This window comes from Salidesulfovibrio onnuriiensis, from assembly GCF_008001235.1.
GTDB lineage: Bacteria > Desulfobacterota > Desulfovibrionia > Desulfovibrionales > Desulfovibrionaceae > Pseudodesulfovibrio > Pseudodesulfovibrio onnuriiensis.
Genome location: NZ_CP040751.1, coordinates 1,721,595 through 1,733,827 on the forward strand (window position 1 = coordinate 1,721,595; position 12,233 = coordinate 1,733,827).

The following is a 12,233-nucleotide window of genomic DNA, read 5'->3' on the forward strand; positions in this document are numbered from 1 at the left end:
CGTGCACTCAAACCATTTTGAGCGGCGAGATTACTGGTATTTATTGAATGCCGTGTACTTTCTACGCTTGGCGGAATGTGCTAGTTTTTCTTGAACGACAAAACAGGGAAGGAACCGACCATGATCGATCGTGATACCCAGAAACGCATTGTGGACATGGCAGCGGGCAGGGAGCCCGCCGACCTGCTCATCACCAACGCGAAAATTCTCGACGTCTTCAGCCACGAGATCGTGGAGTCCTCCCTGGCCGTGGGCGCGGGCCGCATTGTCGGCATGGGTGACTACGAGGCGCGCGAGACCCTGGACGCCAAGGGCGCGTATATCGTGCCCGGGCTCATCGACAGCCACGTGCACATCGAGTCCTCCCTGGTCTCGCCCAAGGAATTCGCACGGGCCGTGGTGCCCCACGGGGTGACCACCATCATCGCCGACCCGCACGAGATCGCCAACGTGCGCGGGCTGGACGGCATCCGCTACATGCTGGACGCCACCCGCGACCTGCCCATGAGCGTCTACATCCAGCTTCCCTCCTGCGTGCCCGCCACCGGTTTCGAGAATTCCGGGGCCGTGCTGCGGGCCGAGGACCTGGCCCAGCTCATTGACGAGGAATACGTGGGCGGCATCGGCGAGATGATGAACTACCCGGGCGTGGTCGCCGCGGACAAGGACGTGCTGGACAAGGTGTATCTGGGTATTTCGCGCGGCAAGGTGGTGGACGGCCACAGCCCGGCCATCTCGGGCAGGGAGCTCAACGCCTACGCCGCCTCGGGCATCAAGACCGACCACGAGTGCTCCACGGTGGAGGAGATGCACGAGCGCCTGCGCCAGGGCATGTACGTGCTCATCCGCGAGGGCTCGGCCGCCCAGGACCTGGAGGCATTGGTCAAGGGCGTCACGGACAGGAATTTCCGCCGCTGCATCTTTTGCACGGACGACCGGCAGCCCGAGGACCTGCTGACCAAGGGCAGCATCGACAACAACATCCGCAAGGCAGTGCGCCTGGGCCTGGACCCGGTCCTGGCCGTGGTCATGGCCTCGCTCAATGCGGCCAACTGCTACGGGCTCAAGGGCAAGGGGGCCATCGCCCCGGGCTGGGTCGCCGACTTCCTGCTGGTGGACGACCTTGCGGACTTCAATGTCCGGCAGGTCTACGTGGACGGCGTGAAGGTGGCCGAGAACGGCGTCACGTCCATCAAACTGGCCGATGCCGACGATTCCACGGTCACGGACACCGTGCATATCCAGCCGGTGACCGCCAAGGACCTGGAAATCAAGCTGCCGTGCCCCAGGGCCAACGTCATCTCCATGCTGCCCCACAGTCTGGTGACCAAGGCCGAGGTCCGCGACGTGCGGCCCGACGACATGGGCCTGTTCCAGAGCCGGAACAACCCGGGGCTGCTCAAGCTGGCTGTGGTGGAGCGCCACCACGCCATCGGCAACGTGGGCGTGGGGCTCATTGAGAATTACGGCTTGGAGAACGGCGCGGTGGCCACCACCGTGGCCCACGATTCGCACAACATCGTGGTTTGCGGCGACAACGACGCGGACATGCTGGCGGCCATCAAGGATATCGAGGCCATGGGCGGCGGCATCACCCTGGTGCGCGAAGGCAAGGTGGTCTGCCACCTGCCCCTGCCCATCGGCGGGCTCATGTCCGACAGGAGCGCCGAGGAAGTGGCCGCGCAGCTCAAGTCCATGGTGGAGATCGCCTACCGCGATTTTGCCGTGAACCCGGAAAACGAGGCGTTCATGGCGCTCAGCTTCATGACCCTGCCCGTGATTCCCGAGATCAAGCTCACGGACCAGGGGCTGTTCGACGTGCGTAAGTTCGATTACATTTCGGTCTGCGCCGAATAGGCCGTTGAAAAAACGCAATCTGCTGTGTCAGCGATGAAATCCAGACCTCTTGTGTATGCGCAATACACGGCGCGTCCTGGATTTCCTCGCTTCCTTGCATCTCACCATTTTTGAACGGCCTGTAAGAATACAAAGTAATCCAGTAGGCAGATAAACAAGGGGTAGGCATGAAACAAGTCGCGGGAGTGATTTTGGCCGCGGGCATGGCCAGCCGCATGGGCGACAACAAGCTGCTGCTTTCCGTGCGCGGCAAGGCCGTGGTGCGCAACGTGGTGGAGGCGGCATGCGCCTCCCGGCTTTCCCCGGTTATCGCCGTGCTGGGCCGGGACGCCGAGGCCGTGCGGCCGGAAGTCTCCCTCGACAGCGTCACGGTCGTGGAAAACCCGCAGTACTACCTGGGCTATGCCGAATCCCTGAACAAGGGGCTCGAGGCCGTGCCCGCATCCTGCGCCGGGGCCATGTTCCTGCTGGGCGACCAGCCCCTGCTTCAGCCCGCGACCATCGACGCCCTGGTGGAGGCCTTCCTGGAGGACCCGCGCCGCTGGGTGGCCCCGGAATATCACGGCACACGCGGCAACCCGGTCATCGTGCCGCGCACCTGGTTCGGCAAGATCCAGTCCCTGCACGGCGACACTGGCCCGCGCGAGTTCATCAACGATCCCCAGGCCCAACTGAATCTGGTGCCCGTGGAGGATGAAGGCGTCCTTTTGGACGTCGATACTCCCGCCGATTATATCAAGGTACGAAAAATGGGCTAGCAAGGCCGCCGATAGGGGCGCGTCTTCCGTGTCGTTCCAAAAAGGGCAGACCCTCGCGTATGTTTCAATACACGTCGGCCTGCTTTTTTTACTCCTCGTATTCGCACTCTTCTTGGCATCCTTGTGAGGGTTAAACGAAACACCCCGGATTGAGCCGAGCTCAATCCGGGGTGTTTCGTTTTATTAGGGGATGCAAGGGGGATTATCCCCCTTGCCCGCCGGAGGCAAAAGCCCCGCTAAAAGATCAGTTCAAACTGCTTCTGTTTGACCGAAGCGATGATCCAGGTGTCGGGCTGGCCGCCGGGCAGTTCGCGGGCGGCCCGGATGACCTCGTGGGCCTGCTCTTCGGAGCCGGTCCGGTCGGCCTTGTTGAGCACCAGCACCTTGCGCGCGCCCTCGGGGCAGCCCTTGAAGGCCCCCAATTCGTGCACGGCCAGATGCGCCAGCACGTCCGGGGTGACGGTGTCGCCGACCTGCACGCCCGCGATCTCGGCGATGCGCTCGGGCCGGAACACGTGCTCGTCGTCCAGGGGCATGCCGATGGAATCCAGACCCATGACCCCGATGTGCAGCGAGGTCAGGGGCGGCACCACGGGCTCGTGATCGGCCGGGGCCTTGAGCGGCTTCCTTGCCGCGCCGTCCGCCTCGATGACGATGTGGGCCGCCGCCGCCTGGTCGGGCAGCTCCTGGGCCTGGATGGGGTCCAGCCCCTCCAGCTTGTTCATGGCGTGCAGGGTCCGGTAGGCGGCCGTGACATGGCGCGCCTTGTCCAGACGGCTCTTGATGCGTTTGAGAAAGTTGGCGTTGCGGATTTTGAGCACCAGCCCGCCGGTCTGGTCCCGGTGGGGCGGCACGATGCGGGTGGTCGTGGTGGTGATGACCCGTTTTCCCGAGTCCGCCAGTTCATTGGCCAGCAAATACATGAGAGAGGTCTTGCCCCCGGCTCCGGTGATGGAGATGACCTTGTCGCCGGGGTTGACCAATTCGGCAATGGATTGGAGCAGCATGGTTCTAAATCTTGCCCGCCCGCGCCGCAATGAGTTCCGCGAGAATGCTGACCGCGATCTCCTCGGGGGTTTCGGCCCCGATCTTGAGTCCGATGGGGCAGTGCACCCGGGCCAGCTCCTCTTCGGTGAATCCCCGTTCCAGCAGCTGCTTGTAGGTCGCGTTGCGCTTGGGGATGCTGCCGATCATGCCGATGTACCGGGCGGGGCTGCGCAGCACCTGGGCCAGCACGTCCCGGTCATGGGCGTGGCCCCGGGTCATGATCACGGCAAAGCTTTCGTCGTCCAGCTCCATGGCCTCGCCGGCGTTCTCGAAGTCCGGGATGACCAGGGCGGCCCGGGCCATGGGGAAGCGCTCGGCATTGGAGAATTCCTCGCGGTCGTCCACCACCTTGACGTCGAAGCCCACGCCGGAGGCCAGCTCGGCCACGGCCCGGGAAACATGCCCGCCGCCGAAAAGGACCAGGGTGCCGCTCTTGGGCAGCGGGTCCACCAGGAAGGTCCGGTGTTCGTCGTGCAGCAGCTTGGTGCTCCGGCCGCGCATGACCGACTTGAGGTCCAGGCCGGGCATGGGCTGCTTGTTCTCGGTCATGTCCACGAAGCTGCGCTGCGGGTTCTGTTCCTCGGTGATGTCCACCACCCAGACCCCGCGCGATCCCTTGCGCGCGCATTCCAGGGCCAGCTCGTACTGGGCGGCCAGCTCCGGGGTGATGCGCTCGATGAGCACGTTCAGGATGCCGCCGCAGATCATGTCCGCGTCCCTGTCCGGGCCGAGAACGGTCATGTCGAAATGGAGCATGCGCGGCGCGCCGCCGTCGAGAATCTCGCGGCAGGCGGCAAGGGATTCGTATTCCATCTTGCCGCCGCCGATGGTGTCGTGAAGGGCGCCGTCCTGGTCCAGGAACATCTTGGAGCCCGGAAGGCGGGGGGCCGAGCCGCTCTTGTCCATGATGGTGGCAAGGGCGACGGTCCGGCCCGCCTGAAGCTGTTTGAGTATATGTCGTTCGATCATTTTACTGGAAGAGTTTGCAGATGTTGTCCTTCTTGAGGATATCCATGCACAGGCTGTTGCCGTCGGCGATTGTCTGCTCCAGATCGATGCTTGTCAATTTTCTTTCGCGCATGAGCACGCGGCCGTCCACCAGGGTGTGGGTCACGTCCTGTGCCGTGGCCGTATAGACCAGCTGGGAGACCGGGTCCCGGTCGCAGTTCGGGGTGGCGTGGATCTTGTTCAGGTCCACGATGGCCAGGTCGGCCTTCTTGCCCGGTTCGATGCTGCCCAGTTCGTCTTCCATGTGCAGGGCCCGCGCGCCGCCCAGCGTGGCCAGCTCGAGGACCATGTCCGCGGGCATTGCCGTGGGCGAAAGCAGACGCACCTTCTGGAGGAGGGCTGCATGACGCATCTCCCGGAACATGTCAAGATTGTTGTTGCACGGCGCGCCGTCCGCCCCGATGGAGACGCTCGCGCCCATGGCCAGCAGCTCGGGGATCTCGGCGATGCCCGAGGCCAGCTTCATGTTGCAGCTCGGGCAGTGGGCCACGCGGATGCCCTTGTCCGCGATGATGCGCTTTTCCTCCTCGTCCAGCCAGATGCAGTGGGCCAGGACCAGCTTGTCATGGGCCATGCCGATCTTGTCCAGGTAGAGGATGTTGCGCATGCCGCGCTCCTGCTCCACCAGGGCGATCTCGCCCCGGTTTTCCGAGGCATGGGTGTGGATCATCACGCCGTGGTGATCCGACATTTCCTGTACCTTGAGCATGAGCTTTTCGGTGCAGGAAACCACGAAGCGCGGGGCAAAGGCGTACTTGATGCGGCCGTTGGCGGACTCATGCCACTTTTCCAGGGCGGCCACGGATTCGCGCAGGGAGGACTGCGTATCCTCCATGAGTCCTGCGGGAACCTCGTCCCCGTGGTCCATCATGCACTTGCCCAGGAAGGCGCGGAAACCCGTGTCGCGCACGGTTTCGGCAATGGCGTCGAAGTGGTTCACGGTGCCCATGTCCAGGATGCAGGTGGTGCCGCCCATGAGCATCTCGGCGATGCCGATGCGGGCGGAGATGGCGTTGGTCTCGAAGGCGTGCGCCGCCTCCAGGGGCCAGATGCGCATTTTGAGCCAGTCCATGAGCTCCAGGTCGTCGGCCAGGCCCCGGAACAGGGTCTGGGTCAGGTGGATGTGGGTCTGGATCAGGCCGGGGATGACGATGCGCCCGGTCGCGTCGATGACTTCGTCCGCGTCGTGGGCCAGGCCCGGGCCTATCTCCCGGATGCGGTCGTTCTCCACGTAGATGTCTGTTTCGCGGAGTATTTCGCGGCCCGGGTTCATGGTCACCACCGTGCCGTTCTTGATCAGAATGCTTGTCATAGTCTCTTTCTCGTGAAATCGGCTCCGCCTCCTGAGCGGAGACGGAGCCGTTGTTGTATCCGTTTCCTTCCGGTCTAGTGCATCATGAACTTACCAATGAACAGGACGAACAGGAAGTAGGCAAGCACCGGAATTTCCTTCTGGCGTCCGGTCAGCAGCTTGAGCAGCACGTAGGACATCATGCCGAAGACGATGCCTTCGGCGATGGAGAAGGTGAACGGCATCATGACGATGGTCAGGAAGGCCGGGATGGAGTCGGTGTATTCTTCCAGGTCGATGTTCTTGATGGGGGTCATCATGAACAGGCCGACGATGATCAGGGTCGGTGCGGTGGCGGCGCCCGGGATCAGCAGGAACAGGGGAGCCACGAACAGGGCCAGGCCGAAAAGGATGGCCACGGTCAGGGCGGTCAGGCCGGTGCGGCCGCCTTCGGCCACGCCCGCCGCGGATTCCACGTAGGTGGTCACGGTGGAGGTGCCCATCAGTGCGCCGAGGGTGGTGCCGATGGCGTCTGCGAACAGGGCCTGCTTGGCGCGGGGCACGCAGCCGTTCTCATCCAGCATGCAGGCCTTGGAGGCCACGCCCACCAGGGTGCCCACGGTATCGAACATGTCCACGAACAGGAAGGTCATCAGGACCAGGGCCATGTCGAAGGTGAAGATCTGGTGGAAGTCCAGCTGGAACAGGATCGGGGACATGTCGGGCATCTTGAACATGGCGGACATGTCGAAGTGGGCCAGGTCGGTGACGCCGCAGAAGATGCCGATGACCGTGGAGGCCAGGATGCCGAAGAGCAGTGCGCCCTTGACCTTCTTGGCGATGAGGATGCCGGTGATGATCAGGCCGGACACGCACACCAGGGCCGGGCCGGAAATCATGTTGCCCAGGGTCACCAGGGTGGCGGGATGGGAGACCACGATGCCCGCATTTTTGAAGCCGATGAACGCGATGAACAATCCGATACCGGCCGAGATTGCGTGCTTGATGGGCAGCGGGATGCAGTTGACGATGGCCTCACGCAGGTTGGTGGCGGTCAGGATCAGGAAGATGATACCTTCCAGGAAGACCGCGGTGAGGGCGAACTGCCACGTGTAGCCCATGACCTGCACGACGGTGAAGGCGAAGAAGGCGTTGAGGCCCATGCCCGGAGCAAGGGCGAACGGCATGTTGGCCGCAAAGGCCATGAACAGGGTGGCGATGAAGGCGGAAAGGGCGGTGGCCCCGAAGACCGCTGCCGGATCCATGCCCGCTGCGGACAGGATTCCCGGGTTGACGGCCAGGATGTAGGCCATGGTCATGAATGTGGTCACGCCCGCGGTCATTTCCGTTTTGGGGTTCGTGCCGCATTTTGACAGGTTGAACCGTTTTTCCAAAAAGTCTTGGACAGACATCATACATCTCCTTATAGGATAGTCGTACTTTTACCGGTTCGGACAACTTCCTCACCCGTTAGTCTTCCGAACCGTACCTCACCGTTCCCCTGCCGGATTCGCCCGGCAGGGGTTCTTCTTGTCGCTATGGTTATGCGTCTTCGCAGACGGCTTCCATTTCGTGGTGTTCCACGTCGTCCACGTCCATGGGCAGCACCAGGTTGGCGATGATGGCCGTGAACCCGCCGGTGGTGATGGCGGAGCCGAAGATGGTCTGGGCGAACGCGGGCAGCTGCTTGACGATGTCCGGCGCGAAGACCACGCCCAGGCCCGTGCCGAAGGACAGGGCCATGATGAGCATGGCGCGCCTGGTGATGGCCTGGGAAGCCATGATCTTGACGCCCGCTGCGGCCACAGAACCGAACAGGATCAGGGTCGCCCCGCCCAGCACGGGCTTGGGTATCAGGGAGAAGATACCGCCCACGATGGGGAAGATGCCCACCAGCACCAGGAGGCCCGCGATGTAGAAGCCCACATAGCGGCTGGCCACGCCCGTGAGCTGGATGACGCCGTTGTTCTGGCTGAAGGTGGTGTTGGGGAAGGTGTTGAACACGGCTGCCAGGGCGGAGTTGAAGCCGTCCGCCAGCACGCCGCCGGAAATGGTCTTGATGTATTCGGGGCCCTTGACCGGCTTGTTGGAAAGCATGGCCGTGGCGGTCAGGTCGCCGATGGATTCCACTATGGTGATGATGTACAGGAAGGCCATGAGTATGAATCCGCTCCAGTCAAAGCCGATGCCGTACTTGAAGGGCATGGGGATGGACACCATCTGGACCTTTTCCAGCTGGGAGAAGTTCACGTCGCCCATGGCGGCGGAAATGGCGTAGCCCACCAGCAGGCCGATGGCCACGGAGCTGATGCGCACGAAGGGCCGCTTGCTGCGGTTCAGGACCACGATGATGGCCAGGACCAGGCCGCCCAGGCACAGGTTCTTGATGGAGCCGAAGGAGCCGTCGCCCATGGCGGCGAATCCTCCGCCGAAGTCGATGATGCCCACCTTGATCAGGGAGAGCCCGATCATGGTCACGACGATGCCGCTGACCAGGGGCGGGAAGACCTTGCGCAGCATGGGCAGGAAGCGGGAGCAGGTCATCTGGATGATCGAACCCACCAGGGCCACGCCGCAGATGGTGGCCACGGCTTCCTCGGGGCTGCCGCCCTTGCCGATGACGCCCATGCCGATGGAAATGATGGTGCTCAGGAACGCGAAGCTGGTGCCCTGGATGCTGAGCATCCCGGAACCGAGCGGGCCGAATTTCCTGGCCTGGATGAAGGTGGCCACGCCCGAGACAAACAGCGCCATGCTGATCATGTACGCGCTCATCTGGGGAGACATGCCCAACGCACCACTGATGATGATGGGCGGTGTCATGATGCCGATGAACATGGCCAGGAAATGCTGCAGGGCAGCGAACAGCGCGTCCTTCATCGGCGGGTTGTCGTTCAAGCCGTATATCAGCTCGAACTCTTTGTAGTTACAACTGGACTCCTGACTCATTGACCTCTCCTCATTCAGATTGGAGGTTTCCGACCCTGACAAATCCTGGCTGTTTACAGGCACCTGAATATAAGGCGACTAATTATCAAACCCTTCGCGTATGCAAGATACCTATTGGTTTGATGGGAGCGCTTTAAACAGGGTCCCCTGAAAATCATCCGACCAGAGCCGGTTTATGTATGCGACCCGGGTGTCCCTTCCCGAATCGGGCCTTCACGCCGGCCACGCCGACGTCGACAGCTAGAGGTTATTCCGTTGTACTTTCAGGTTTTCAAAGAGCGTCCCGCGGATGTTCTGTCCCGCGGGGCGCCCGGACACTACATATCTTTTTCCACGGCCTCAATGGCTTCCATTTCCTCAGGACCGCTGGGCGATCCAGGCAGCCGTGAGGTCGACCTGTTCCTCCTCTGCCGGAGCCTCGTCCGGCAACACCAGGTTGGCGATGATGGCGGTGAATCCGCCGATGCTGACCGGGGAGGAAAGGACCGTTTTCGGGAACGCCGGCAGGGCGTTCAGGATTTCCGGCGCAAAGGTCACGCCCAGCCCGGTGCCGAAGGACAGGGCCAGAATGAGCATGCGCCGCCGGGTCAGGGCCTCTGTCGCCACTATCTTGATGCCCGCGGCGGCCACGGATCCGAACAGGATCAGGGTTGCTCCGCCGAGCACGGGCTTGGGAATCAGGGAGAAGATTCCGCCCACAACGGGGAAGATGCCCACCAGCACCAGGATGCCCGCGATGTAGAAGCCCACATGGCGACTGGCCACCCCAGTGAGCTGGATGACGCCGTTGTTCTGGCTGAAGGTGGTGCACGGGAAAGTGTTGAAGGTGGCGGCCAGTGCACAGTTGACCCCATCCCCCAGCACTCCGCCGGAAATGGTCTTGATATATTCCGGACCGTTGACCGGTTTGTTGGAGAGCATGGCCGTGGCCGTGAGGTCTCCGATGGATTCCACAATCTGGATGATATACAGGAAGCCGATGAGCACGAAGGCGCTCCAGTCGAAGCCGATGCCGTATTTGAAGGGCACCGGAATGGCGACCATGCTCAACTTGCCGATCTTGGAGAAATCCACAAGCCCCATCAGGGTGGCCGCCGCATAACCCACCAGCAGGCCGATGGCCACGGAGCTGATGCGCACGAAGGGGCGCTTGCTGCGGTTGAGCACGATGATCGTCACGAGCACGAACATGCCCAGCCCCAGGTTTTCCAGGGACCCGAAACTCCCGTCTTTCATGGAGCTGAATCCGCCGCCCAGGTCGATGATCCCGGTCTTGATGAGAGACAGGCCGATCATGGTCACGACGATGCCGCTGACCAGCGGGGGAAAGACCTTCCGAAGAAAGGGCAGGATCCGGGAACAGGTCATCTGTATCAGGGTGCCCGCCAGGCAGACGCCGCAGATGGTGGCCACGGCCTTTTCGGGCGTGCCGCCGTTGTCGATGATGCCGGAACCTATGGCGATGATGGTGGTCAGAAAGGCGAAGCTGGTTCCCTGGATGCTGAGCATGCCGGAACCAACCGGGCCGAATTTCCTGGCCTGGATAAAGGTGGCCAGGCCGGAGACGAACAGCGCCATGCTGATCAGGTAGGCGCTCATTTCAAGGGACATTCCCAGCGTATTGCTGATGATGATGGTGGGCGTCATGATGCCCACGAACATGGCCAGGAAATGCTGCAGGGCAGCAAATACGGATTGGGGCACAGGAGGCTTGTCGTTCAGCTCGTAGATGAGTTTGAACTTGGTGCTGGTGGAACTGGAATCCTGACTCATTGACCTCTCCTCGAATCGATTGGAGGTTTGCCTTTTCCCGGCGAGGCCGGGTGTGGTGTCGATTCGGGTGTCCCCTTCCCGAACCGGGCCTTGTTCGCCGGGCGGGCCGGCGACACCGGCAACGAAACCTATCGTTGCCTGAAAAACCGCTCCGCCGCCGCATGGAGGGCGGAGCGGCATGTTTCTATTCCTCCTCGGCCACCTCCACGACGCTTTCCACGGCCTTGACGATTGTCTCGTAGCCGGTGCAGCGGCACAGGTTCCCGGCATGGCCCTTGCGGATCTCCTCGCGGGTCACCTTGCGGCCCTTGTTGCGCTCCAGGAAGGAGGTGGTGGTCATGATCAGGCCCGGGGTGCAGAAGCCGCACTGCACGGCTCCGGCCTCCACATAGGCCTGCTGCACCGGGGAGAGCTTGCCGTTCTTGCATTCGCCCTCGGTGGTGCGCACCTTTTTGCCGTTGGCCCACATGGCCAGGAATATGCAGGAATCCACGGCCACGTCGTCCACAAGCACGGTGCACGCACCGCATTCGCCCACGCCGCAGCCCTGCTTGACGCTGGTGAAGCCCTGTTCCCGCAGCACGTCGGCCAGGGATTTGCGGACATCCACGTCCAGGGTGAATTCCTTGCCGTTGACAGTCAGATTGATGGTCTGTTTTTTCATTTGAAAGTTCCTCCGGCGCGTTCTGCGGCCTGACGGGTGACGCGCTGGGCCAGGGTCCGGATGACATGCAGCCGGAATTCCATGCTGGCGCGCCAGGATGTGCGCGGTTTGACGTCCGCCTCCACTGCCTGGGCGATCTCGGCCAGGGTCGCGGCGGTGAGCGGCTTGCCCTTGGCGGCCTGCTCGGCGGTGGCGCAGCGGATCGGGGTGGGCGCGGAGACCGTGTAGGCCAGGCGCAGTTCCGAGATGGTTTCGCCGTCGAGCTTCACGGCGGCCGCGCAGCCGATGGTGGCGATGTCCATGGCCTCGCGCATGGCGTATTTGTAGTAGCAGGCCCCGAAGTCCCTGTAGTTTTCCGGGCGCACGCGGAAATGCTTGAGCAGGTCGCCCGGCTTCAGGGAGACGCGGCCCGGTCCGGTGTGGAAGCCGATGATGGATTCCACGCGTTCACCCTCGGCGTTTTCGATGACCAGGTCCACCTCGTGGACCAGTGCGGCGCAGGCGCTGTCCGCGGAGACCGCGCCGTTGCAGATGTTGCCGCCCATGGTGCCCCGGTTGCGCACCTGGGGGCCGCCCACGGTGTTCACGGCCTCGCCGATGACCGGCACATGGGCGCGGACCACCTCGTGCTCGATGATGTTCGTGAAGGAGGCCAGGGCGCCGATGATGACGTTGCCTTGCTCGTCCATCCGGATCTCGCGCAGTTCGTCGAGGTTGTTGATGTCCACGAGGTTGCGGTAGTCGCCGTGGCCCTCGTGCAGCCGGATGAGCACGTCCGTGCCCCCGGCGATCACCCGCGCCTTCTCGTCCTCGGCCAGGGCCCGGACAGCGTCCTGGATGCTCTCGGCCATGTGATATTTTTCGATCGGAAACATTTCCGTACTCC

General features: G+C 62.7%; 10 protein-coding genes. 2 read left to right on the plus strand and 8 right to left on the minus strand.

Translation table 11 applies throughout. From position 1 onward, the window contains the following. Positions 1-120: 120 nt before the first annotated feature. Positions 121-1,857, plus strand: a complete 1,737-nt coding sequence (gene ade / locus FGL65_RS07870; RefSeq protein ID WP_147820674.1) for an adenine deaminase — start codon at positions 121-123, stop codon at positions 1,855-1,857. Positions 1,858-2,024: 167 nt separating this feature from the next. Further along, a complete protein-coding gene (locus FGL65_RS07875; protein ID WP_147820675.1) occupies positions 2,025-2,615 on the plus strand; it encodes a nucleotidyltransferase family protein in 591 nt (196 codons plus the stop codon). A gap of 236 nt (positions 2,616-2,851) precedes the next feature. Here FGL65_RS07875 and yqeC read toward each other — a convergent pair whose 3' ends face one another. The 8 genes from yqeC to xdhB form a co-directional block, all read right to left on the minus strand. Continuing rightward, positions 2,852-3,622 carry a selenium cofactor biosynthesis protein YqeC gene (gene yqeC / locus FGL65_RS07880; protein ID WP_147820676.1) on the minus strand — a complete coding sequence of 257 codons (771 nt, stop codon included), beginning with the start codon at positions 3,620-3,622 and terminating at the stop codon, positions 2,852-2,854. Positions 3,623-3,626: 4 nt separating this feature from the next. Beyond that, the gene (locus FGL65_RS07885) at positions 3,627-4,631 is read right to left on the minus strand and encodes an XdhC family aldehyde oxidoreductase maturation factor (RefSeq protein ID WP_147820677.1); all 1,005 of its coding nucleotides are present in this window, start codon (positions 4,629-4,631) and stop codon (positions 3,627-3,629) included. A 1-nt stretch (position 4,632) separates the two neighbouring features. Beyond that, positions 4,633-5,982: a 5'-deoxyadenosine deaminase gene (locus FGL65_RS07890; RefSeq protein ID WP_147820678.1), complete on the minus strand. Its 1,350-nt coding sequence runs from the start codon at positions 5,980-5,982 to the stop codon at positions 4,633-4,635. 74 nt (positions 5,983-6,056) lie between these two features. Continuing rightward, positions 6,057-7,376, minus strand: a complete 1,320-nt coding sequence (locus tag FGL65_RS07895) for an NCS2 family permease (RefSeq protein ID WP_250645601.1) — start codon at positions 7,374-7,376, stop codon at positions 6,057-6,059. A gap of 127 nt (positions 7,377-7,503) precedes the next feature. Continuing rightward, a complete protein-coding gene (locus tag FGL65_RS07900; protein ID WP_147820680.1) occupies positions 7,504-8,910 on the minus strand; it encodes a nucleobase:cation symporter-2 family protein in 1,407 nt (468 codons plus the stop codon). A 357-nt stretch (positions 8,911-9,267) separates the two neighbouring features. After that, the gene (locus FGL65_RS07905) at positions 9,268-10,683 is read right to left on the minus strand and encodes a uracil-xanthine permease family protein (RefSeq protein ID WP_147820681.1); all 1,416 of its coding nucleotides are present in this window, start codon (positions 10,681-10,683) and stop codon (positions 9,268-9,270) included. A gap of 184 nt (positions 10,684-10,867) precedes the next feature. Then, positions 10,868-11,347 carry a xanthine dehydrogenase subunit XdhC gene (gene xdhC / locus FGL65_RS07910; protein WP_147820682.1) on the minus strand — a complete coding sequence of 160 codons (480 nt, stop codon included), beginning with the start codon at positions 11,345-11,347 and terminating at the stop codon, positions 10,868-10,870. Beyond that, positions 11,344-12,222: a xanthine dehydrogenase subunit XdhB gene (gene xdhB / locus FGL65_RS07915; RefSeq protein WP_147820683.1), complete on the minus strand. Its 879-nt coding sequence runs from the start codon at positions 12,220-12,222 to the stop codon at positions 11,344-11,346. The genes xdhC and xdhB overlap by 4 nt, the downstream gene beginning before the upstream one ends. Between the last annotated feature and the right edge of the window lie 11 nt (positions 12,223-12,233).

Excerpts from the sequence above, each read along its gene's own strand:
- ade (WP_147820674.1), top strand. The coding sequence starts at position 121 with ATGATCGATCGTGATACCCAGAAACGCATTGTGGACATGGCAGCGGGC.
- FGL65_RS07875 (WP_147820675.1), top strand. The coding sequence starts at position 2,025 with ATGAAACAAGTCGCGGGAGTGATTTTGGCCGCGGGCATGGCCAGCCGC.
- yqeC (WP_147820676.1), bottom strand. The coding sequence starts at position 3,622 with ATGCTGCTCCAATCCATTGCCGAATTGGTCAACCCCGGCGACAAGGTC.
- FGL65_RS07885 (WP_147820677.1), bottom strand. The coding sequence starts at position 4,631 with ATGATCGAACGACATATACTCAAACAGCTTCAGGCGGGCCGGACCGTC.
- FGL65_RS07890 (WP_147820678.1), bottom strand. The coding sequence starts at position 5,982 with ATGACAAGCATTCTGATCAAGAACGGCACGGTGGTGACCATGAACCCG.
- FGL65_RS07895 (WP_250645601.1), bottom strand. The coding sequence starts at position 7,376 with ATGATGTCTGTCCAAGACTTTTTGGAAAAACGGTTCAACCTGTCAAAA.
- FGL65_RS07900 (WP_147820680.1), bottom strand. The coding sequence starts at position 8,910 with ATGAGTCAGGAGTCCAGTTGTAACTACAAAGAGTTCGAGCTGATATAC.
- FGL65_RS07905 (WP_147820681.1), bottom strand. The coding sequence starts at position 10,683 with ATGAGTCAGGATTCCAGTTCCACCAGCACCAAGTTCAAACTCATCTAC.
- xdhC (WP_147820682.1), bottom strand. The coding sequence starts at position 11,347 with ATGAAAAAACAGACCATCAATCTGACTGTCAACGGCAAGGAATTCACC.
- xdhB (WP_147820683.1), bottom strand. The coding sequence starts at position 12,222 with ATGTTTCCGATCGAAAAATATCACATGGCCGAGAGCATCCAGGACGCT.